19 protein-coding genes are annotated in these 22,485 nt (G+C 41.6%); 13 read left to right on the top strand and 6 right to left on the bottom strand.

Features of this window, described 5'->3' with window-relative positions:
- Positions 1-6: 6 nt before the first annotated feature.
- Positions 7-939, top strand: coding sequence for an ROK family glucokinase (locus ACQRD1_RS01760; RefSeq protein ID WP_347376464.1), 933 nt, complete (start codon positions 7-9; stop codon positions 937-939).
- Between the two features lie 88 nt (positions 940-1,027).
- On the opposite strand, the gene ACQRD1_RS01755 is transcribed toward ACQRD1_RS01760, so the two are convergent.
- A complete protein-coding gene (locus ACQRD1_RS01755; protein ID WP_347376465.1) occupies positions 1,028-3,544 on the bottom strand; it encodes a PBP1A family penicillin-binding protein in 2,517 nt (838 codons plus the stop codon).
- A gap of 153 nt (positions 3,545-3,697) precedes the next feature.
- On the opposite strand from ACQRD1_RS01755, the gene ACQRD1_RS01750 reads away from it, so the two are divergent.
- Positions 3,698-4,363, top strand: a complete 666-nt coding sequence (locus ACQRD1_RS01750) for a YigZ family protein (RefSeq protein ID WP_347376466.1) — start codon at positions 3,698-3,700, stop codon at positions 4,361-4,363.
- 211 nt (positions 4,364-4,574) lie between these two features.
- On the opposite strand, the gene hpf is transcribed toward ACQRD1_RS01750, so the two are convergent.
- The 4 genes from hpf to typA all read right to left on the bottom strand — a co-directional run bounded on the left by hpf (position 4,575) and on the right by typA (position 8,537).
- A complete protein-coding gene (gene hpf, locus ACQRD1_RS01745; RefSeq protein WP_235231721.1) occupies positions 4,575-5,111 on the bottom strand; it encodes a ribosome hibernation-promoting factor, HPF/YfiA family in 537 nt (178 codons plus the stop codon).
- Positions 5,112-5,212: 101 nt separating this feature from the next.
- Entirely contained in the window at positions 5,213-5,824 is a 612-nt protein-coding gene (locus ACQRD1_RS01740) for a transporter (protein WP_235231719.1), read from the bottom strand.
- A complete protein-coding gene (locus ACQRD1_RS01735) occupies positions 5,809-6,714 on the bottom strand; it encodes a phosphatase PAP2 family protein (protein WP_347376468.1) in 906 nt (301 codons plus the stop codon). The genes ACQRD1_RS01740 and ACQRD1_RS01735 overlap by 16 nt, the downstream gene beginning before the upstream one ends.
- Positions 6,714-8,537, bottom strand: coding sequence for a translational GTPase TypA (typA, locus tag ACQRD1_RS01730; protein WP_235231716.1), 1,824 nt, complete (start codon positions 8,535-8,537; stop codon positions 6,714-6,716). Before typA ends, ACQRD1_RS01735 begins: the two co-directional genes overlap by 1 nt.
- 197 nt (positions 8,538-8,734) lie before the next feature.
- On the opposite strand from typA, the gene ACQRD1_RS01725 reads away from it, so the two are divergent.
- The 11 genes from ACQRD1_RS01725 to ACQRD1_RS01675 all read left to right on the top strand — a co-directional run bounded on the left by ACQRD1_RS01725 (position 8,735) and on the right by ACQRD1_RS01675 (position 22,023).
- The gene (locus ACQRD1_RS01725; RefSeq protein ID WP_235231715.1) at positions 8,735-9,364 is read left to right on the top strand and encodes a single-stranded DNA-binding protein; all 630 of its coding nucleotides are present in this window, start codon (positions 8,735-8,737) and stop codon (positions 9,362-9,364) included.
- A gap of 84 nt (positions 9,365-9,448) precedes the next feature.
- A complete protein-coding gene (gene dapA / locus ACQRD1_RS01720; protein WP_347376470.1) occupies positions 9,449-10,339 on the top strand; it encodes a 4-hydroxy-tetrahydrodipicolinate synthase in 891 nt (296 codons plus the stop codon).
- A 16-nt stretch (positions 10,340-10,355) separates the two neighbouring features.
- A complete protein-coding gene (gene dapB / locus ACQRD1_RS01715) occupies positions 10,356-11,114 on the top strand; it encodes a 4-hydroxy-tetrahydrodipicolinate reductase (protein WP_235231712.1) in 759 nt (252 codons plus the stop codon).
- Positions 11,115-11,206: 92 nt separating this feature from the next.
- Positions 11,207-13,159 carry a fructose-1,6-bisphosphatase gene (locus ACQRD1_RS01710; RefSeq protein WP_235231711.1) on the top strand — a complete coding sequence of 651 codons (1,953 nt, stop codon included), beginning with the start codon at positions 11,207-11,209 and terminating at the stop codon, positions 13,157-13,159.
- Positions 13,160-13,270: 111 nt separating this feature from the next.
- Entirely contained in the window at positions 13,271-13,609 is a 339-nt protein-coding gene (locus ACQRD1_RS01705; protein WP_235231710.1) for a hypothetical protein, read from the top strand.
- 138 nt (positions 13,610-13,747) lie between these two features.
- Positions 13,748-14,560 (top strand): phosphoribosylformimino-5-aminoimidazole carboxamide ribotide isomerase, encoded by an 813-nt coding sequence (gene hisA / locus ACQRD1_RS01700; RefSeq protein WP_427786856.1) that lies wholly within the window; start codon positions 13,748-13,750, stop codon positions 14,558-14,560.
- 101 nt (positions 14,561-14,661) lie between these two features.
- Complete coding sequence (gene secA / locus ACQRD1_RS01695; protein ID WP_235231707.1) at positions 14,662-17,229, top strand: preprotein translocase subunit SecA; 2,568 nt, start codon at positions 14,662-14,664, stop codon at positions 17,227-17,229.
- A 14-nt stretch (positions 17,230-17,243) separates the two neighbouring features.
- Positions 17,244-18,348, top strand: a protein-coding gene (gene prfB, locus ACQRD1_RS01690; RefSeq protein WP_420370566.1) for a peptide chain release factor 2 whose coding sequence is annotated in 2 segments (ribosomal slippage) — positions 17,244-17,306 and positions 17,308-18,348 — 1,104 coding nt in all. Because the reading frame shifts where the segments join, the coding sequence is not laid out codon by codon here.
- Positions 18,349-18,363: 15 nt separating this feature from the next.
- Positions 18,364-19,587 carry a homoserine dehydrogenase gene (locus ACQRD1_RS01685; RefSeq protein WP_235231705.1) on the top strand — a complete coding sequence of 408 codons (1,224 nt, stop codon included), beginning with the start codon at positions 18,364-18,366 and terminating at the stop codon, positions 19,585-19,587.
- Between the two features lie 22 nt (positions 19,588-19,609).
- Positions 19,610-20,821 (top strand): cofactor-independent phosphoglycerate mutase, encoded by a 1,212-nt coding sequence (locus ACQRD1_RS01680; protein ID WP_427786855.1) that lies wholly within the window; start codon positions 19,610-19,612, stop codon positions 20,819-20,821.
- On the top strand, positions 20,815-22,023 hold the full coding sequence (locus ACQRD1_RS01675; protein ID WP_427786854.1) for an aspartate kinase: 1,209 nt from the start codon (positions 20,815-20,817) through the stop codon (positions 22,021-22,023). Before ACQRD1_RS01680 ends, ACQRD1_RS01675 begins: the two co-directional genes overlap by 7 nt.
- Here the strand turns inward: ACQRD1_RS01675 and ACQRD1_RS01670 are convergent.
- Positions 22,020-22,424, bottom strand: coding sequence for a helix-turn-helix domain-containing protein (locus ACQRD1_RS01670; protein WP_235231701.1), 405 nt, complete (start codon positions 22,422-22,424; stop codon positions 22,020-22,022). The genes ACQRD1_RS01675 and ACQRD1_RS01670 overlap by 4 nt on opposite strands.
- Positions 22,425-22,485 lie beyond the last annotated feature (61 nt).

The raw sequence follows: 22,485 nt of genomic DNA, 5'->3' as shown, positions 1-22,485 counted from the left end.
TGGGAGATGAAATATTGTTTTGGAGTTGATATAGGGGGTACAACTGTAAAAATTGGACTTTTTAAAACAGATGGAGAACTCGTGGATAAATGGGAGATTAAGACTCGTACAGAGAATAAAGGAGAAGCAATTCTTCCGGACATAGCAGAATCTCTCAAGAAAAAGATGGAAGAAAAAGGAATTGAGGCTTCACAGATGAGTGGTATCGGAATAGGAGTACCGGCACCAGTGGATGATAATGGTGTTGTGCAGAATACAGCGAATCTCGGATGGGGCTATAAAGAAGTGAACCGTGAGATGGAAGAGTTGACCGGTCTTAAGGTTGCAGCAGGAAACGATGCGAACGTAGCTGCTCTTGGTGAGATGTGGCTGGGAGCTGGAAAAGGTCAGAAGAATATGATCATGGTTACACTGGGAACCGGTGTCGGCGGCGGAGTCATCGTCAATGGTCATCCGCTGGTAGGTGCTCATGGTGCAGGCGGAGAGATTGGTCATCTTTGTGTGAATTATGAGGAGACTGAACATTGTGGATGTGGAAAAACAGGTTGTCTGGAACAATATGCATCTGCTACAGGAATTGCAAGACTTGCGAAAAAACGTCTGGCAGCTGATGATGCAGCATCTTCTCTTAGAGATAAGAAAGAGATCAGCGCAAAGACAGTGTTCGATGCTCTGAAGGATGGAGATAAGGTCGCAGAAGAAATCGTAGAAGAGTTTGGTGTATACCTTGGACATGCAATGGCTAATCTTGCAGCAGTAGTAGATCCATCTGTAATCGTTATCGGTGGAGGTGTTTCTAAGGCTGGTGAGATTCTTCTTGACTATGTAGAGAAAAACTTCCAGGAAAAAGCATTCTTTGCTAATAAGAATACGGAGTTCGTTCTTGCAACACTCGGAAATGATGCAGGAATCTGTGGGGCAGCAAAGTTAATTCTTTAACGGCAGTAGATGAAATTTAATATGATATGAATTAAAACAGCAGAATCAAAATTTTGATTCTGCTGTTTTATAATTTAAGAATTATCGCCTATTGGAGAGGAGCTTCACCACCACCGGTGTCTCCGCCGCCACCGCCTGGATCGGTCGGAGTTGTTGGGGTATCAGTACCGCCACCGCCTGGATCAGTCGGAGTTGTAGGAGTCGTTCCTGGATCTGTCTCGGTATTGTCACCATTCTCTTCGGTCTCTTCTTCTGGCTCTTCCGCCACATGTCCAGGACAGCTTTCCGTTGGCAGTGTATCCGTTGCAAAGTACTCAGTGATACCAGGACAATTTCCGGATACTGCTAATAGACCGGAGATAGAACATACGGTTTTCTGTTGAACGGAAGCAGGCATTGTGAATTCTTTAGTCTCTAGATTTGCATGAACTCTGCTCATAATGCTTTTCCAGATTCGGAAACGGAAATTCGTATCATAACTACATTCCTTATTATCGTCATAACCACCCCATACAGCGCAAGTATAATATGGGGTAAATCCACAGAACCATAAGTCCTTGTTAGAGGTTGTAGTACCTGTTTTTCCTGCAACTGGCATGTTTGGTAACTGGCAGGCAGTACCGGTACCGGAATTAACTACATCCTGCATAGCACTGGTCAAAAGTGCGGCGGTACTGTCTTTGATTACTGTACGAGTTTCGCCGGTTCCTTCCAGCAGTACGTTACCATCGTGATCAAGAATCTTAGTATATAAAGTAGGTGTATGATAGACACCGCCATTGGCAATTGTAGCATATGCGGCACACATTTCATAATTGTAGACACCTTCTGTAAGACCGCCAAGTGCAAGTGTCTGTGTAATGTCGCTGTAGATATCGCCATTGATTTCCTTGCTCTTTACCAGAGTAGAAATACCGAATTTTTCACAATATTCAAATCCAAGTTCCTGTGTGATCTCATCACTAAGCTTAACTGCGCATACGTTGATAGACCATGTAATAGCCTTGCGGATCGTTGTGTCTCCACCGTAACGCCCATTGGCATTTCTAAGCACCTGGCCGCCTTTTAAAGTATAAGGCTCATCTTTGATAACGGTAGCTAACGTCTTGCCGCAAGAATCTAAAGCAGGAGCATAAGCAGCAAGTATCTTAAAACAAGAACCAGGCTGACGTTTGGAACCTTTGTAAGCACGATTCAAGCCCAGGCTGGTTGATTTCTCACCGCGGCCTCCGACCATAGCTTTAATCTGTCCGGTAGACTGATCAATAATAGTAACAGAAGCCTGAGGCTGAGGAGAAATATTAACGACTTCATCGTAAGTATCGCCTTCCTGAGCAATGGTTGACTTCCATTCTTCAATCATAGCACGTGCTTCTTCTTCACTGGAATAGAGAAGTCCCTGTTCTTTTCCGTACGTATTCTTCACATATTGTTTGATATGACCGGAACTGTAGTTTTCCACACTTCCATCAGCTCTGGTAACAGTAAGTGCATAATCCAGTCCATATTCTTTTAGTCCGGGATAGTTTGCATCATTATTCATTTCCTCATCACAGATCTGTTGGATTTCTCTGTTCTGAGTAGAGTAGATGCTGAGACCTCCGCTGTATACAGCGTTGTAAGCCTGTGTTTCTGTATATCCAAGCTGTGTTTTTAAATCGTCAATCACTTGTTCTGTCAGGGCGTCTACAAAATAGCTATATGGATTTTCGTCCTGAGCAGCGCTATTTACCGTCTGGATTCGGGAATAGACATCATCTGCTTTAGCCTCGTCATAAGCAGCCTGATCTATATATCCTTGCTCCAACATGTTCTTCAGTACTTTATCTCTACGCTTAGAATTATCCTCTGGGTTTGTAATTGGGTTGTAGCCAGTAGGATTCTGAGTGATACCGGCAATTACGGCACATTCCGATAAGGTCAATTCATTGACGTCTTTATTAAAATAGCGCTTTGCAGCAGCCTGTACGCCCAGACAGTTCTGACCAAGGTTAATGGTATTCAGGTAACTCTCCATAATGGTGTCCTTGTCCATCTGCTTTTCGATCTGTAATGCCAGATACTGTTCCTGGATCTTACGCTGCAGCTTGTCATAGAATGTCTGCTCGTCCATGAAATTAGTAAATACATTATTTTTTATCAGCTGCTGTGTAATGGTACTTGCACCCTGGGAAAAATCACCGGAAGTAATTCCAATTACTGCAGCACGGGCAATACCTTGAAGGTCAATACCATTGTGCTCATAAAAACGTTCATCTTCGATTGCAACAAAGGCATGCTGCAGATCGACAGGTATTTCATCAATAGATTTGTATACACGGTTTGAACCGGAAGATACGAAACGTTCGATCTCTGTTGTACCATCATCCGCATACACGAAGGTAGTGAATCCTTTCGGTTTTACATCTTCGGGGGAGACTTTGGGGGTATCATCAATGATCTTTTTGACAAATACGCCAACTCCAATGACCCCGACGACCGATACGACTACCAGGCAGAGAAGAAATGCTTTAAAAAGCCGTACGCCTATTCTTTTCCCCTGCATGGTAGATTTGGACGTTATCTTTTTTTGCTTTTGCGAAGCTTTTTTCTTACCATAATTCATGCATTTAGGCCTCCTTCATACCCCGTTATTATACCAAATAACCAATCGTTAATAAAGAAAAAAATGAAAAGTTCATATTTCAGTAGGAAAATCTTAAGAAATTAGGTATAGTAATAGATAAGGATTATGTATTAGGTGTGAAAGGAAGACGATATGTTATCAGAATATAAGGCGGTATATCAAGGCGGAGAGGGAGAAATCGTGGAGAAAAAATCACGGTTTATTGCGACGGTAATTCCGGCCGGGTCAGAAGAAGAAGTATTGGCATTTATTGAATCAGTCAGAAAAAAATACTGGGATGCCAGACATCATTGCTTTGCTTATGTGATCGGAGAACGCAATGAACTTCAGCGGTGCAGTGATGACGGAGAGCCCAGCGGTACGGCGGGGAAACCCATGTTGGAGGTTCTGCTTGGAGAGGAGATTCATAATGTCGCCGTGGTAGTAACGAGGTATTTTGGAGGGACATTACTGGGAACCGGAGGGCTGGTCCGTGCATATTCAGCTGCAACTAAACAAGGCTTAGCCTCATCTGTGATTATAACCAAAATTTTGGGAGTTAAACTTTGTATTTCAACAGATTATACTGGATTAGGGAAAATTCAGTACATTTTAGGACAGAGAGGGCTTCAGATTCTGGATTCGGTATATACAGATAAAGTGGAATTAGAAGCGTTGATTCCAGAAGATGAGCTTGCAGCAGTGAAGGCGGAGATTACAGAAGGAACTAATGGACAGGCCATGATGCAAGAGGGAGAGTTTTGTTATTTTGCCAATATAGATGGGAATGTGCAAGTTTTGGAAATCCTGGAAAAATGAGGAGAACGCAATAAACCGAGATGCCACTGCGTTGCATCTCAGTCATGGCTGTCGCCATGAAAAGAGAGCAAAGTGAGGAGAACGCAATAAACCGAGATGCCACTGCGTTGCATCTCAGTCATGGCTGTCGCCATGAAAAAATAAAAAAAGAGGTTACCAGAGCATGAATGCTCTGGTAACCTCTTTTTTTATTTTTTTATTGCTTGTAGCTTTATGAAAATTCTGGTTCGATTAAGCCGTAGGTTCCATTTTTTCTTTTGTAAACTACGTTGACTTCATCTGTCTCTGCGTTGCAGAATACGTAGAAGTCATGTCCGAGAAGTTCCATCTGTACACATGCATCTTCAGGATACATTGGTTTGAATCCAAACTTTTTCGTACGGACGATCTTAATCTCGTTTTCATCCTCTGCAGTGTCTTCTGCGTCAATAAATTCCTGTTTGAAATTGCCGCCTTCCTGATGTCTTGCAATCAATTTGTTTTTATATTTGCGAAGCTGGCGTTCGATGACCTCCTCTACCAGATCAATAGAAACATACATATCATTGCTTTCCTGCTCAGAACGGATAATGTCACCCTTTACAGGGATGGTTACCTCGATTTTCTGACGCTCTTTCTGGATGCTCAATGTTACGTGAATCTCCGTGTCAGAAGTAAAATACCTCTCTAGTTTACCTAATTTGCTTTCAACGGATTCTCTTAAACCAGGTGTTACATCGATGTTTTTCCCAATAATGATAAACTTCATGCTGTCCAACTCCTTTTCGACATAATTTCAGAAGATTAGTCTGACAATTTACGGCAAGACAAGTAATCTATCTGATATATGTAGTATAACACGTTTGAAGACTAATGTATAGCACGTATTACTTCAATTCTTGAAATTTTTCCATCATGTACTTTGGCAATACGAAGACCGACATTTGCAAAATAGACACATGCGCCGACATGACATCCTGTCTCGGTCTCCTCTAGCTTCTGCATGGTCACATCAAGCAAGGTCTCATGTTCCTTATAAGGGATGTGGATATTTAAGAGCTTATTAATAGATGATACTTTTGTGCTTGCCCGAAAAATGGTGGCCTCAGATATATCAAATTCACAGAAAAGGAACTTTCGTGTGGCAAACAATACTGCAATTGCACATACACCAATCAGGCTTCCCCAGATGGAAGAGTGATCAATGATAATCTGGCGGGCAATTGCGAAAAGCAATACTTCAAATACAGTGTTGGGAGTATGATAGTACATCATTCGAATCAACTCAACACCGATGATAAGGTTGAAGCAGGTTTCAAGAAGATCGTCATAGTTCGGCCAGATACTGAGATCAGGAATATTACCTAAGGAAGCAGCCATACGGATACATAAAAGAACGATTCCGATGGCCAGCATAATGGAAATAAAGAATTCCAAGATTTCAGTTATTCGTTTCAAAAAATTAGCTATATATTGCTGCATACATTTCTCCTTAATATTTTACTGAATATAAATGGATAGATAACAAGTACCCATAAAACCAGTATAAAATATTCTGCCATTTTTGCCAAGATGGAACTTCCAAAGATCGTGGAAAAGCCCTCTTTAATCAAAAGTGCAATGATCAGTCCAATGATTAGCTTCAGAATCTGTGTGACGATATTTCCGGTATGTGTATCGAAATTCATTTTTGTCCGTTCAATGTACCAGCCAATGGCGAATCCAAGGCCTGCACCGGCGGCTTTACAGCAGTCTGTGGCGTATTTTGTCTCAATTGTTCCATTGCTTTTCAGGACAAGAGCATAGGCAGCCACGGCAAATGACAAAAGTGCCAGAATGCTGGCAATCTGTTTCAGATAACGTGAATCATCCAGTAAAAATGTCTGAAATTTCCAGATAACAAGAGATACCAGAATAGAAATCAGCATAGATACCAATACATCTTTTGGAGTGTGGCATCCCAGATACATTCTGGAAAAACCGATAGACAAAAAGGCAAGGATGCAGAGAATTTTGCACCAAATATTTTGAGCCTTTAAAGCCAGTGGAAAAAACAGACAGGTGGCTCCTTGTGTGTGACCGCTTGGAAAAGAATATCCGGTCGCGCCTGGGACGGCGCTCTTTACAGCTGTAAAATCTGGATCCAGAATCCAGGGCCTTGGGATACGGAAAGTGATTTTCAGGGATTGAACACACAAGCCGGCAGTAAAGTACGTAAATCCCAGGAGATAAGCAAAGCGCTTATCCGCGCACCAGTAAAGTACGCAGATAACCGCTATGATAATCAGTTCCTGGCCAAAATAAGTGATTAGTTGCATCAATTTATCTAAGAAAGGAGTGCGAATTCCTTCCAACAGCCATAAAAATGTCATTATTTATTTCCTCGTTTTCTCATCTTAGGATCTAAGATCTTTTTGCGGATTCTAAGGGTTTTTGGAGTTACTTCCAGTAATTCATCGGTATCAATAAAGTCAAGTGCTTCTTCCAGACTAAGGATTTTTGGTGGTGTCAGGCGAAGTGCTTCGTCTGCACTGGAAGAACGAGTGTTGGTAAGATGTTTGGTCTTACATACATTGACTTCGATATCATCGGTCTTTGCATTTTCTCCGATAACCATACCGGAATATACTTTTTCTCCAGGTCCGATAAAGAGGACACCACGCTCCTGAGCACTGAATAATCCATAAGTGACAGATTCTCCGGTCTCATAAGCAATCAGAGAACCTTGTTTACGATACTGAATATCACCTTTATATGGAGCATATCCATCAAAAGCCGTATTCATAATACCATTTCCTTTGGTATCTGTTAAAAATTCACCGCGGTAACCAATCAATCCACGGGCTGGAATTCGGAATTCCAGACGGGTATAACCGCCATTGGAGGCTCCCATATTCTGCAATTCACCTTTTCTTTGACTGAGTTTATCGATAACAGTACCGGTGAATTCATCTGGGACATCAATGTAAGCTGCCTCCATAGGTTCTAGTAATTTACCGTTCTCATCTTTTTTATACAGAACCTCAGCCTTGCTGACTGCAAATTCGTATCCTTCACGGCGCATATTTTCGATTAAAACAGACAGATGCAGCTCGCCACGTCCAGATACTTTAAAACTGTCGGTGTTGTCCATTTCTTCAACTCGAAGGCTGACATCTGTGTTTAATTCTCGGAACAGACGGTCACGTAAGTGGCGGGAAGTTACATATTTTCCTTCCAGACCTGCAAATGGACTGTCATTTACAATAAATTGCATTGCGATTGTAGGTTCTGAAATCTTCTGAAAAGGAATTGCTTTTGGATTTTCAGGAGAACAGATCGTATCTCCGATAGAAATGTCGGAGATTCCAGAAATAGCAACAATAGATCCAATCGTAGCTTCCTTTACCTCTACTTTATTCAGACCGTCAAATTCATATAGTTTGCTGATACGGACTTTTTCCTGACGTTCTGGATCATGTTCATTTACAACAATGGCATCCATACCAACTCTGATCGTACCGTTATCTACTTTTCCGACGCCGATACGACCTACATATTCGTTATAATCAATGGTGCTGATCAGTACTTGTGTGTCTGCATCAGGATCTCCTTCCGGTGCAGGAATGTAACTTAAAATGGTCTCGAAGAGAGGCTTCATGTCACGCTCTTCATCGGTCAGATCCAATACAGCAACGCCTGCTTTAGCAGATGCATAGACGAAAGGACAGTCAAGTTGTTCATCAGAAGCATCAAGATCCATGAATAATTCTAAGACCTCGTCAATAACTTCATCAGGTCTTGCTTCTGGACGGTCAATCTTGTTGATACAAACGATTACTGGCAGATCTAATTCCAGAGCCTTGCGCAGTACGAATTTGGTCTGCGGCATGGCACCTTCAAAAGCATCAACTACCAGAACGACACCATTTACCATTTTTAAGACACGTTCTACTTCGCCGCCGAAGTCGGCATGCCCGGGGGTGTCAATGATGTTGATTTTTGTATTTTTATAATATACGGCAGTGTTCTTGGAAAGAATCGTAATTCCACGTTCTCTTTCGATATCGTTAGAGTCCATGACGCGCTCTTCTACTTCCTGGTTTTCTCGGAATACACCGCTTTGTTTTAAAAGTTCATCTACTAATGTTGTTTTACCATGGTCGACATGGGCGATAATGGCTATATTACGTACATCTTCACGTTTTGTATTCATACCAATCTTCCTTTTCTCTACCTATTAATATATGCAACTTCATTAGTTTATCACATTTCGAAAAATTTACAAGTATTTTAGTTCTAAAATAGTAACTCCCTTCATAGACTATGTAATGACCCTGCAAAACTATGGGGATTTTCGCAGGATGCTTGACAACTCAAAATACGATTCAGAGGAAGGGAGATTGTAAAATTATGTCAGATAAGATTATTGAAAACAACCAGGTAACGATTATGGGAGAGATTGCATCACCTTTTACATTCAGCCATGAGGTGTACGGAGAGGGCTTTTATATGGTGGATGTTAATGTAAAACGTCTCAGTAATTCGGAAGACCGGATTCCGCTTATGATCTCAGAACGCCTGATTGATGTGACGCAGGATTATACGGGAGAATTCATTATGGTAAGTGGACAGTTCCGCTCTTATAACAGACATGATGAACAAAAGAACCGTCTGGTTCTGTCGGTGTTTGTAAGAGAAGCAGAATTTATTGATGAGGAACTGGATGGAGCAAAGACGAATAATATTTTTCTGGATGGCTATATCTGTAAATTGCCAGTGTATCGAAAGACACCACTTGGAAGAGAGATTGCAGACCTGTTGCTGGCTGTCAACCGGCCATATGGCAAATCAGATTACATACCATGCATTTGTTGGGGAAGAAATGCAAGATTTGCTTCGGCTTTTGAAGTTGGTGAGCATGTTCAGATTATTGGACGGATTCAGAGTAGGGAATATATTAAGAAACTGACGGAGACAGAGACTGAGAAAAGAACGGCATATGAAGTATCTGTCAGCAAGCTGGAATGTCTGGAAGATTAAGAATCCGGCAGAGACTTTCATTGACATCATATTTGATTGATGATAGAATTTCAATAGATTATTATGAAAGTCAGGAGGATTACTATGTCTATTTTTACAGGTGCCGGCGTGGCAATCGTCACACCATTTAATGAAGATGAAAGTATTAATTATGATAAACTGGATGAATTAATTGATTATCACTGTGCAAATGGAACAGACAGCATTGTTATCTGCGGAACGACCGGAGAGTCTGCTACTATGACAGAAGAGGAACATGCAGAGTGCGTCAGATTCACGATTGAAAGAGCAAAAGGAAGAATTCCGGTGATTGCGGGAACAGGTTCTAACTGCACAAGAACAGCAATTGAATTGTCTAAGGATGCGGCAGAACATGGAGCAGATGGTCTTTTGCTTGTAACACCTTATTACAATAAGGCAACTCAGGCAGGATTGATTGCTCACTATACGGCTGTGGCAAAAGAGGTAAAAACTCCGATTATCATGTATAGTGTTGCCAGCAGAACTGGTTGTAATATTGAACCGGCAACAGTGGCAGAACTCGTAAAAAATGTTGATAATATCGTAGGAGTAAAAGAAGCTTCCGGTAATATATCACAGGTGGCAAAGATCATGTCTCTGACAGATGGCAACATTGATCTGTATTCTGGAAATGATGACCAGATTGTACCGTTACTTTCTCTTGGGGCAAAAGGTGTCATTTCTGTTCTCTCTAATGTTGCGCCACAGGAGACACATGATATCTGTGCAAAGTTCTTTGAAGGGGATGTGGCAGGAAGCGCAGCACTTCAGTTAAAGGCAATTCCGTTGATTGAACAGTTATTCTGTGAAGTTAATCCGATCCCGGTTAAAAAAGCAATGGCATTGATGGGCAAGGATTGCGGACCGCTTCGTATGCCGTTGACAGAACTGACTCCAGAGCATGAGAAGGCTTTGGCACAGGCGATGAAGGATTTTGGAATTCAATTGGCATAAGGCAGGAGGACAGAAGATGATACGCGCAATTATGCATGGATGCAATGGCAGAATGGGGCAGGTGATCACAGGCCTTGTCAAAGCAGATGAAGCAATAGAATTTGTGGCAGGAGTTGATACATATACCGGTCTTGCTAATGATTATCCGGTATTTGACAGCATTGAAAAATGTGATGTAAAAGCAGATGTTATCATTGATTTTTCCAATGCAGCAGCTGCAGATGGACTTCTTGATTATTGTGTGAAGAAGCAGATACCGGTGGTTTTATGTACAACCGGACTGTCTGAGGAGCAGCTGGCAAAAGTAGAAGAAGCGTCTAAAAAGGTTGCAGTTTTGAAGTCGGCAAATATGTCGCTGGGGATCAATCTGCTTATGAAACTTTTAAAAGATGCAACGAAAGTACTGGCACCGGCAGGATTTGATATTGAACTGGTGGAAAAGCATCATAACCAGAAACTGGATGCACCGAGTGGAACCGCACTTGCACTGGCTGATTCTATTAATGAATCAATGAATAATGAATATACTTATGTGTATGACAGAAGTCAGGTGCGCAAGAAACGTGATCAGAAAGAGATTGGGATCTCGGCTGTTCGTGGCGGAACAATTGTCGGGGATCATGAAGTGATCTACGCAGGGGCTGATGAAGTTATCGAATTCAAGCATACTGCTTATTCAAAAGCTGTGTTTGGAAAAGGTGCAGTTGAAGCAGCCAAATTCCTTGCTGGAAAACCAGCTGGAAGATACGATATGTCCGATGTAATTCAGTTCTAGAGGAACTGTATTATAAATTTACTGGGAACGGATAACCCACATGGAGAGGTTTTGATTTCCTAGCGAGCGAAGCGAGCAAAATGGAGGATTTTATGAAAGAGTTAGAGGTACGTTATTTAGAAAGACTTTCTCAACTTTATCCAACCATCGCTAAAGCGTCGACAGAGATTATTAACTTACAGGCGATTCTGAATTTGCCGAAAGGCACAGAGCATTTTCTTACGGATATTCATGGGGAATATGAGGCATTTTCTCATGTATTGAAGAATGGCTCTGGTTCCGTGCGCCGTAAAATCGACGATGTATTCGGGAATACTATGAGTAGTAAGGATAAACAGACCCTTGCTACTCTTATTTATTATCCGAAAGAAAAGATGGATCGGATCAAGAAGGAAGAAGAGAACATGGAAGACTGGTATAAGATTACTCTGTATCGGTTGATTGAGATCTGCAAATGTGCGGCAAGTAAATATACACGGTCAAAAGTCAGAAAAGCATTGCCGGCAGATTTTGCTTATGTAATTGAAGAATTGATTACGGAAAAGGCGGATATCAGCGATAAGGAATCTTATTACAATGCAATCGTAAGTACGATTATCAGAATAGGAAGAGCAGAAGAATTTATTATTGCTTTGAGCGAACTGATTCAGCGGTTAACGGTGGATCATCTGCATATTGTTGGGGATATTTTCGACAGAGGTCCAGGACCACATATTATCATGGATAAATTAATGGAGTATCACTCTATTGATATTCAATGGGGAAATCATGATGTGTTGTGGATGGGAGCTGCAGCAGGGCAGAGAGGCTGCATTGCCAATGTGATCCGAATCTGTGCGAGATATGGAAATCTGGACATTTTGGAAGATGCATATGGAATCAATCTGCTTCCGCTTGCAACCTTTGCACTGAATGTATATAAGGATGATCCGTGTGAATGTTTTCAGCTGAAGGCTGATTCCGGACATACACCAGGCGAGAAACTGATGAATATCAAGATGCATAAGGCAATTTCAATCATTCAGTTCAAAGTGGAAGGACAGATTATCAAGAAGAATCCGGGATTTAAGATGGAAAAGAGAAATCTTTTGCATCATATTGATTATGAAGCTGGAACGATTGAATTGGATGGTAAGACATATGAACTTCTGGACAAGAATTTCCCGACGATTGATCCGAAGAAACCTTATGCGCTGACGAAAGAAGAAGAAGATATTATGGAAAGACTGGAGCGGGCTTTCCTGAATTGTGAAAAGTTACAGCGCCATATGAGGTTCCTGTTGAATAAAGGTGGATTATATAAAGTATATAATAACAATCTTCTGTATCATGGATGTGTTCCTCTGAATGAAGATGGCAGCTTGAAAAATGTTCGTATCTATGGGCATTCCTATAAAGGAAAAGGCTTGTATGAGGTTCTGGAAAGCTATGTCCGCAAAGGATTCTATGCGTTGGATGGCAAAGAAAAGGAACGTGGTAAGGATATGATGTGGTATATCTGGCTGAGTGAAAATTCTCCGTTATTCGGCAAGGATAAGATGGCAACCTTTGAACGATATTTCCTTGCGGAAAAAGAGACACATAAAGAGAAGAAGAATCCATATTATTGTCTGTTAGAGAATGAAAAAGTTGTGGATAGGATCATGGATGAATTCGGACTCCAGAATGAATGCAGACATATTATTAACGGACATGTGCCGGTGAAGACGAAGAATGGAGAGAGTCCGATCAAATGTGGCGGTAAAGTGCTGGTCATTGACGGAGGATTTTCCAGAGCATACCAAAAAGAAACCGGAATTGCCGGATATACACTGATCTATAATTCTTATGGTCTGATTCTTGCGGCCCATGAGCCGTTCGAGTCAACCGAGGCGGCAATTGAAAAGGAAAGTGATATTCATTCAGACAGTATTGTCGTAAAAAGAGTATTGGAACGGAAACTGGTAGGGGATACAGATATCGGAAAAGATCTGAAGGAACAGATTGAAGATCTGGAGTGTCTGTTGGAAGCTTATCGAAGTGGTAAAATTGCAGAACGTTTATAATGTAAAAATATCCCAGTCAGAAAAAAGTATAGAATTCTATGATTTGCAAATATTACTAGCAACAAGTAATACTTGATTATAGATGAATATACATGAAAGGGAGATTAAGACATGAAACAGTTCAAAAAATTAGTATTGATTCTTATGTGTACTGGAGTGATGATGGGAATAACTGCATGTGGCAGCAATGGAAACGCAGATGATAATGCGGCAAATAACAACGCAGCGACAGATCAGAACAATACGACCAACGGTGCAACAGATGGTACCACGTATGATAACAATAATAATGGAGTTGCCGATGAGATTGGTGATGATATCCGTGACGGTGTAGATGATGTGGGAGATGCGCTGAATGGAAATGGAACCAACGAAAACGGAAACAATACGAATGACAATGTCAATAACACAAACGACAATGTCAATAATAATACAACAGAAAAACGATAGTGTATTCAATCAGCAGGACATGTAATGTGCCCTGCTGATTTGCTAAAATCAGAGATTTTATGATCATATATAGTTTTTTTTGCTTTAGTGTGATAAAATATCACGATAAGAATGATATTTGCGAGGAGATACATAAGTATGAGATTCAGACCATGTATTGACATACACAATGGAAAAGTAAAACAGATCGTAGGCGGTAGCCTGACGGATGAAAACGATCAGGCGGTTGAGAATTTTTCCGCTGTTCAGGATGCGGATTATTTTGCACGTTTGTACCGAAAGGATGGATTAAAAGGTGGACATGTGATTCTTCTGAATCCGCCGTCTTCCCAATACTATGAACAGACAAAAGTACAGGCGCTGAAGGCGCTGGAGGCATATCCTGGAGGACTTCAGATTGGCGGTGGCATTACTTCTGAGAATGCAGAAGAATATATCGGTGCAGGTGCAAGTCATGTCATTGTGACTTCTTATGTATTCCAGGATGGAATCATCCGATGGGACCGAATGGATAGCTTACGCAGAACTGTCGGAAAAGAGCATGTTGTCATTGATCTGAGTTGCCGGAAAAGGGACGGGGAATATTATATAGTGACAAACCGATGGCAGACATTTACACAGGTAAAACTGGATCCGGAAGTGTTATATAGAATCGCAGAATATTGTGATGAATTTCTGGTACATGGAGTAGATGTAGAAGGAAAAGCTTCCGGCGTGGAAGAGGAACTGATTGCGATCTTATGCAGGCAAGATCAGATCCCCATCACATATGCAGGTGGAATCGGAAGTCTGGAGGATCTGAAGCATTTTCAGACGATTTCCCAGGGGAAACTGGACTTTACCATTGGAAGCGCGTTGGATCTGTTTGGAGGGAAGATCCCTTATCAGACGGTGAAGCACTTTAGTTGTCAGGCATCCGAAGAGAGTTGCAGGAAAATTAACAGTTTGTAAATACTTTATGAATTTGTTGAATTGAAATATAGATAGTGTTAGAATGAGGGATAGAGTGGTCATATTATGACCAAATGAATGACAAGGAGCATTAAGTCAATATGGGTTTAATACAGAAAATTTTCGGAACACATAGTGAAAATGAATTAAAGAGAATCTATCCAATCGTGGATGCAATCGAGGCGCTGGAGCCAGAGATGCAGAAGCTTTCGGACAGTGAATTAAAAGATAAGACCAGAGAATTTAAGGAAAGGCTTGCAGGCGGAGAGACATTGGATGATATCCTTCCGGAAGCGTTTGCAGTTGTAAGAGAAGCTGCTTACCGTTCTCTTGGTATGAAGCATTACCGTGTACAGTTGATCGGAGGTATTATTCTTCATCAGGGACGTATCGCGGAGATGAAGACCGGTGAAGGAAAGACTCTGGTATCGACATTGCCGGCATATCTGAATGCGTTGACCGGCGAAGGTGTAAATATTGTCACTGTCAACGATTATCTGGCAAAGCGTGATGCGGAATGGATGGGAAAAGTACATGAATTTCTTGGCCTTACCGTAGGTGTTGTATTGAATGGCATGGATAATGATGAACGCCGTGCTGCTTATAATTGCGATATCACATATGTCACGAACAATGAGCTTGGTTTTGATTATCTGAGAGATAATATGGTCATTTACAAGGAACAACTGGTACAGAGGGGATTGAAGTATGCCATTATCGATGAAGTAGACTCTGTGTTGATCGATGAAGCCAGGACTCCGTTGATCATATCAGGACAGAGTGGAAAATCTACTAGGCTCTATGATGCATGTGATATTCTGGCACGTCAGCTGGAACGTGGCGAGGCAAGCGGAGAGTTCACCAAGATGAATGCCATCATGGGAGAAGATATTGAAGAAACAGGCGATTTTATCGTTAATGAAAAGGAGAAGAATATCAACCTGACAGAAGATGGTGTGAAGAAGGTTGAGCAGTTCTTCCATATTGATAACCTTGCTGATCCGGAAAATCTTGAGATTCAGCACAATATTATTCTTGCACTTCGCGCTCATAACCTGATGTTCAGAGATAAGGATTATGTAGTAAAAGATGACGAAGTCCTGATCGTAGATGAGTTTACCGGACGTATAATGCCGGGACGTCGTTATTCCGACGGACTTCATCAGGCAATTGAAGCAAAAGAACATGTAAAAGTAAGAAGAGAAAGCAAGACTCTGGCTACCATTACTTTCCAGAATCTGTTTAATAAATTCGCCAAGAAGGCAGGTATGACTGGTACTGCTCTGACAGAAGAACAGGAATTCCGTCAGATCTATGGCATGGATGTTATTGAGATTCCAACCAATGTCCCGGTTATTCGAAAGGACCTTGAAGATGCGGTATATAAGACACAAAAAGAAAAATTTAAGGCAGTATGTGATGCCATTGAAGAGGCACATGCAAGGCATCAGCCTGTACTTGTAGGTACCATTACGATTGAGAATTCTGAATTATTGAGTGGCATGTTAAAAAGACGTGGCATTAAACATAACGTGTTGAATGCGAAGTTCCATGAGATGGAAGCTGAGATCGTTGCCCAGGCAGGTGTCCATGATGCTGTAACGATTGCAACTAACATGGCAGGTCGTGGTACAGATATTAAACTGGATGAAGAAGCAAGAGAAGCTGGAGGATTGAAGATTATTGGTACGGAACGTCATGAATCCAGACGAATTGACAATCAGCTGCGCGGACGTTCCGGACGTCAGGGAGATCCGGGAGAGTCCCGTTTCTATATTTCGCTGGAAGATGATCTGATGCGTCTGTTCGGATCTGAAAGATTGATGAGTGTATTTACTACCCTGGGAGTAGAAGAAGGAGAACAGATTGAGCATAAGATGCTGTCCAGTGCAATTGAAAAAGCACAGCAGAAGATAGAAAGCAATAACTTTGGGATTCGTAAGAATCTGTTAGAATATGATCAGGTCATGAATGAGCAGAGAGAGATCATCTATGAAGAGAGACGACGTGTTCTGGATGGTGAGAACATGCGTGATTCTATCTTCCATATGATCAATGATTATGTGGAGAATATTGTAGATATGGTCATCAGTGCTGATCAGGATTATGATGAGTGGAATCTTGCAGAGTTAAATCTTACCATTCATAATACGATCCCGATGGCGCCTGTTACAGAAGAAGATGTCAAAGACATAAGCCAGAAAGCGTTGAAGCATCTTTTGAAAGAGCGTGCTACAAAGGCATATGAAGCCAAGGAATCTGAATTCCCGGAACCAGAGCATATTCGTGAAATCGAACGTGTTATTCTGCTTAAAGTCATAGATGCAAAATGGATGGATCATATTGACGATATGGATCAGCTGCGTCAAGGAATCGGCCTTCAGGCCTATGGACAGAGAGATCCAAAAGTAGAATATAAGATGATTGGGTACGACATGTTCGATCATATGACAAAGAGTATCACGGAAGATACGATTCGCGCGCTGTTCCATGTGAAAATTGAACAGAAGGTAGAGAGAGAACAGGTAGCGAAGGTAACTGGAACCAATAAGGATGAAAGTGCTGTTCGTGCTCCTAAGAAGCGTGCAGAGAAGAAAGTATATCCGAATGATCCATGTCCATGCGGAAGTGGAAAGAAGTACAAGCAGTGTTGTGGACGTAAAAAATAGAAAGAGGTGAAAAAGTGGTTGAATTAGATCAGTTTAAAGTTGTTATGAATGCCTATGAAGAGCCTCTTGCCGAGATGAGGGATTCACTTTGACCTGGAAGGCAAGGAAAGACGGATAGAAGAACTGGAACGAAAGATAGAAGAACCTGGGTTCTGGGATAATCCGGAAGAGTCTCAGCGATTTATGAAAGAACTGAAAAGTCTTCAGGATATGGTAAAGATTATTCACGAATTATATGCTTCTTATGATGATATCAATCTGTTGATTGAGATGGCATATGAAGAAAACGATCCTTCGATGCCAAAAGAGATTGAAAAAGAGATTCAGGAGTTTGAAGAAGCGTTCGAATCGTTACGGATTCAGACATTGTTGTCTGGTGAGTATGATTCCTGTAATGCAATTTTTACGATTCATGCTGGTGCCGGAGGAACGGAATCCTGTGACTGGGCCAGCATGCTCTATCGAATGTACAGCCGCTGGGCAGAACGAAAAGGATTTACGATTCAGGTGTTGGATTATCTGGATGGAGATATTACAGGAATTAAGACGGTTACATTCGAGGTGAATGGTGAAAATGCTTACGGGTATCTAAAGTCGGAAAAAGGCGTTCACAGACTTGTGAGAATATCGCCATTCAATGCGGCTGGAAAAAGACAGACATCCTTTGCATCCTGTGATGTAGTGCCAGACATTGAAGATGAGATAGATATTGAGATTGCTGATGATGATCTGAAGATAGATACCTATCGTGCCAGCGGAGCGGGTGGGCAGCATGTCAACAAGACGTCTTCTGCGATTCGAATCACGCATCTTCCCACAGGGATTGTGGTACAATGCCAGAATGAACGTTCTCAGCATTTTAATAAAGAAAAAGCAATGCAGATGCTGAAGGTAAAACTTCAGCTCATGAAAGAGCAGGAACAGGCAGAAAAAGTATCAGATATCCGAGGTGAAGTAAAAGAAATTGGATTTGGCAATCAGATTCGTTCTTATGTTATGCAGCCATACACATTGGTGAAAGATCACAGAACGAATGTGGAGAGCAGCAATGTGAATGCGGTATTAGATGGCAATATTGATATATTCATAAATGCATATCTGAAAGAAACTGTAAGATAATTGAGGGAGGAACATATGGTAAATATAGCGGTTATGGGTTATGGAACGGTTGGTTCAGGAGTGGTAGAGGTTGTCAATACCAATGGAGCACGTATCAACCAGAGAATAGGTGATGAATTAAATATTAAATATGTACTTGACTTGAGAGATTTCCCGGGAGATCCTGTTCAGGATAAGATTATTCATGATTTTGAGACTATCGTGAATGATGATGAGATTAAGATTGTTGTAGAAGTTATGGGAGGAATTGAACCAGCCTATACTTTTGTGAAAAGATGTCTGCAGGCAGGAAAGAGTGTGGCGACTTCCAATAAAGCACTGGTAGCGAAGCATGGTGCGGAGCTGTTGTCAATTGCGAAAGAACATAACATTAATTTCTTGTTTGAGGCAAGTGTCGGAGGTGGAATTCCAATCATCCGTCCATTGAATTCGTCTCTGACAGCTGATGAGATTGAAGAGATTACTGGAATTCTGAATGGAACAACAAATTATATGTTGACGAAGATGTTCTATGAGGGGGCTGATTACGATACAGTGTTAAAAGAAGCACAGGCAAATGGATATGCAGAACGCAATCCTGAGGCTGATGTGGAAGGATATGATGCGTGTCGTAAGATTGCAATCTTATCTTCTTTGATCTCTGGACAGCAGGTGGATTTTGAAGATATCTATTGTGAGGGAATTACAGAAATTACTGTGGAAGATATGAAATATGCAAAAGCGATGGGAACAACCATCAAACTGCTTGCATCCAGCAAGCGCTATGCTGGAAACCGTCTTCATGCGATTGTTGCACCTTGCATGTTATATCCAGAGCACCCACTTTACAATGTAAATGGAGTCTTTAATTCAATCTTTGTGCATGGCAACGTCCTTGGTGATGCAATGTTCTATGGAAGTGGCGCAGGAAAGCTTCCGACAGCAAGTGCGGTAGTGGCAGACGTTGTGGATGCAGCAAAGCATCTGAATCGCAACATCATGACGATGTGGAAGCAGGAAAAACTGCATTTGGAAGATAAGGCTGATGCAAAACGTCGTTTCTTTATCCGTATGAAAGGAAATGCTGATGAGATGTTGCCCAAGCTTCAGGATTCGTTTGGTGATGTGGAGATCGTTAAAGCAGAAGGGCTGGAAGGCGAATTTGGCTTCACGACGCCGGTGATGATGGAAGGAGATTACGACACCAGAGCAAATATCTACAAAGATCAGATATTACATATGATACGTATTGAAGACTAGAAGGAATGGGAGAGAGATAATTATGAAATACGTGGTAGTACTTAGTGATGGGATGGCCGGGAGACCATTGGAGGAGTTGGATGGCAGGACGACATTAGAGGCTGCCAATACACCGACAATGGATGCCTTGTCACCAGTTTCTGAACTAGGGATGGCATCTATGGTTCCGGAAGGAATGGCACCGGGAAGTGATACCGCTAATCTGGCAGTTATGGGATATGATCCGAAGATTTATTATACGGGGCGTTCTCCGTTGGAAGCACTTAGTATTGGCGTGGACATGGAAGATACAGATGTATCATTCCGCTGCAATATAGTGACTCTGTCAGAAGAGGATTGCGCTTATGAGGACCGTACGATTATCGATCACAGTTCGGATGAGATCAGTACAGAAGATGCAGCGATTCTTGTTGAAGCACTGAAAGAAGGTCTGAAAAAGGAAGGATATGAATTCTATGTAGGAACCAGTTACCGTCATCTTCTGATCTGGAAGAATGGTAAAGTGGTTGAACTTACACCTCCTCATGATATTCTGACGAAACGAATTGGAGACTATCTGCCGGAAGATGAAGTCCTTCGGGATATGATGAAGAAAAGCTATGATATTCTGGAAAATCATCCGTTGAACATAGAGCGCAGAAAGAATGGATTGCATCCGGCCAATTCTGCATGGTTCTGGGGCGCTGGAAAGAAACCGGCATTGACGTCATTTGAGGAGCGCACAGGCAAGAAAGGTGTTATGATCTCTGCTGTCGATCTTCTGAAAGGGATTGCGGTAGGAGCCGGCATGGACCGTATCATTGTAGAAGGTGCCAATGGCGGACTTCATACTAATTATGAAGGAAAGGCACAGGCAGCTGTGAAAACATTGACAAAAGATGGGTATGATTTCGCTTATATTCATGTAGAAGCTCCAGATGAGATGGGACATCAGGGAAGTATTCCGGATAAAATAACAGCAATTGAGAATGTCGATAAAAAGGTGTTGAATATTGTGGTGGATGGATTAAAACAGGCACAGGAAGATTTTAGAATTCTGCTTTTGCCGGATCATCCAACCCCAATTGAAGTTCGTACACATACGGGAGAGCCAATCCCATATCTATTGTATGATAGTACCGGTTCACAGGCGGGACTTCCGACATATAATGAGAAGACTGCGGCTTCAACGGGGAGAAACTGGGCAGACGGCTACCGGTTAATTGGACACTTGTTACAGGAGGAATTATGCTAATTGTAAAGAAATTTGGCGGCAGTTCTGTGGCCAACAAGGAACGTATCTTCAATGTTGCAAAACGTTGCATTGAAGATTATAAAAATGGAAACGATATAGTGGTTGTACTTTCTGCTATGGGGGATACAACAGATGAATTGCTGGAATTGGCAAATACGATTAATCCAAAGGCGAAGAAAAGAGAACTGGATATGCTCCTTACGACAGGTGAGCAGGTGTCGGTATCATTGATGGCTATGGCAATGCAGTCACTGGATGTACCAGCAGTTTCATTGAATGCTTTTCAAGTAAGAATGCATTCTACTTCTCGTTATGGCAATGCACGTTTTAAACGTGTAGAGACCGAGCGAATTCTTCATGAACTTGATTCCAGAAAGATTGTTATTGTCACTGGTTTTCAGGGTGTGAATAAATATGATGATATTACAACCTTGGGAAGAGGTGGATCAGACACAACAGCAGTGGCGTTGGCGGCAGCTCTTCATGCGGATAAATGCGAGATATATACGGATGTAGATGGTGTCTATACTGCTGATCCAAGGGTGGTGAAGAATGCCAGAAAGATTGACGAGATTACATATGATGAGATGTTGGAGCTGGCAAGTCTCGGTGCAAAGGTACTTCACAACCGCTCGGTAGAAATGGCGAAAAAATACAATGTTGAGTTAGTAGTACGATCTAGTTTGAATCGCTCGGAAGGAACCGTGGTCAAGGAGGGAAAAGGTATGGAAAAATTGTTAGTAACAGGTGTGGCAGCCGATAAGAATACAGCCAGAATCTCTGTGATTGGAGTACAGGATAAGCCGGGAATCGCATTTGCTATCTTTGACACACTTGCAGGAAACAACATTAATGTGGATATCATCCTTCAGTCTGTCGGAAGAGAAGGTACCAAGGATATCTCCTTCACGGTAGCATCCGACGACTTGGAAGAAGCAATTAAGGTGTTAGGAGAGAATAAAGAAAGACTTACAATTCAGGACATCACATGGAATGAAGATGTCGCAAAATTGTCAGTCGTAGGAGCTGGAATGATGAGTAATCCAGGAGTTGCGGCAAAGATGTTCGAATCTCTCTATAATTCCAGAGTAAATATTAATATGATATCTACCTCTGAAATTCGCATTACAGTGCTGGTTCCAAAGAAAGATATTGATAAAGCAATGAATGCAGTACATGATGGATTTGCACTGTCTGATTAAACAGAATTTTTGGAATTAGAGTGAAGAAAACCGGTAATGATCTGTTTATTCTCTTTAGAAAGTGTGCGGAACTGGGTGATAAGATCCAGTTCTTCATCTGTGAGATAGATGGTATTGCCGGTTTTTTTGTCTTTGACAAAAGTATAAGGAACTACAGTTTCTGATACTTTGTCAGAATAGATCGTCGTGTCTTGAAGGTTGCCGAGAACGAGATCGTTCAGGTTAACCTGATAGAAAGTCGTAAGCTGCAGAAGAGAATCCAAGTCAGGTGTGCGCTTACTGGTCTCATAGTTTGAGTACGCCTGTCTGGATATATTCAGAATCTGACTCAGAGTAGTCTGAGTCAGGTTGTGCTTTTTTCGTAGATATTTTAAGTTATTGGCTAACTGTATATTAGGCATAATGTCAACTCCTACAAGGCATTTCTCTTGTTAGTATAGCAATTTGGCCAATAAATAGATA

The organism is Bariatricus sp. SGI.019 (assembly GCF_050315235.1).
Taxonomy (GTDB): domain Bacteria; phylum Bacillota; class Clostridia; order Lachnospirales; family Lachnospiraceae; genus JAFBIX01.
This window is presented reverse-complemented; position numbering and strand designations above follow the sequence as displayed.

Coding starts and splice junctions, on each gene's coding strand:
- dapB (WP_235231712.1), top strand. CDS start 10,356: ATGATACGCGCAATTATGCATGGATGCAATGGCAGAATGGGGCAGGTG.
- dapA (WP_347376470.1), top strand. CDS start 9,449: ATGTCTATTTTTACAGGTGCCGGCGTGGCAATCGTCACACCATTTAAT.
- ACQRD1_RS01755 (WP_347376465.1), bottom strand. CDS start 3,544: ATGAATTATGGTAAGAAAAAAGCTTCGCAAAAGCAAAAAAAGATAACG.
- ACQRD1_RS01760 (WP_347376464.1), top strand. CDS start 7: ATGAAATATTGTTTTGGAGTTGATATAGGGGGTACAACTGTAAAAATT.
- ACQRD1_RS01710 (WP_235231711.1), top strand. CDS start 11,207: ATGAAAGAGTTAGAGGTACGTTATTTAGAAAGACTTTCTCAACTTTAT.
- hpf (WP_235231721.1), bottom strand. CDS start 5,111: ATGAAGTTTATCATTATTGGGAAAAACATCGATGTAACACCTGGTTTA.
- typA (WP_235231716.1), bottom strand. CDS start 8,537: ATGAATACAAAACGTGAAGATGTACGTAATATAGCCATTATCGCCCAT.
- ACQRD1_RS01750 (WP_347376466.1), top strand. CDS start 3,698: ATGTTATCAGAATATAAGGCGGTATATCAAGGCGGAGAGGGAGAAATC.
- ACQRD1_RS01725 (WP_235231715.1), top strand. CDS start 8,735: ATGTCAGATAAGATTATTGAAAACAACCAGGTAACGATTATGGGAGAG.
- ACQRD1_RS01680 (WP_427786855.1), top strand. CDS start 19,610: ATGAAATACGTGGTAGTACTTAGTGATGGGATGGCCGGGAGACCATTG.
- ACQRD1_RS01705 (WP_235231710.1), top strand. CDS start 13,271: ATGAAACAGTTCAAAAAATTAGTATTGATTCTTATGTGTACTGGAGTG.
- ACQRD1_RS01670 (WP_235231701.1), bottom strand. CDS start 22,424: ATGCCTAATATACAGTTAGCCAATAACTTAAAATATCTACGAAAAAAG.
- ACQRD1_RS01675 (WP_427786854.1), top strand. CDS start 20,815: ATGCTAATTGTAAAGAAATTTGGCGGCAGTTCTGTGGCCAACAAGGAA.
- ACQRD1_RS01740 (WP_235231719.1), bottom strand. CDS start 5,824: ATGCAGCAATATATAGCTAATTTTTTGAAACGAATAACTGAAATCTTG.
- secA (WP_235231707.1), top strand. CDS start 14,662: ATGGGTTTAATACAGAAAATTTTCGGAACACATAGTGAAAATGAATTA.
- hisA (WP_427786856.1), top strand. CDS start 13,748: ATGAGATTCAGACCATGTATTGACATACACAATGGAAAAGTAAAACAG.
- ACQRD1_RS01735 (WP_347376468.1), bottom strand. CDS start 6,714: ATGACATTTTTATGGCTGTTGGAAGGAATTCGCACTCCTTTCTTAGAT.
- ACQRD1_RS01685 (WP_235231705.1), top strand. CDS start 18,364: ATGGTAAATATAGCGGTTATGGGTTATGGAACGGTTGGTTCAGGAGTG.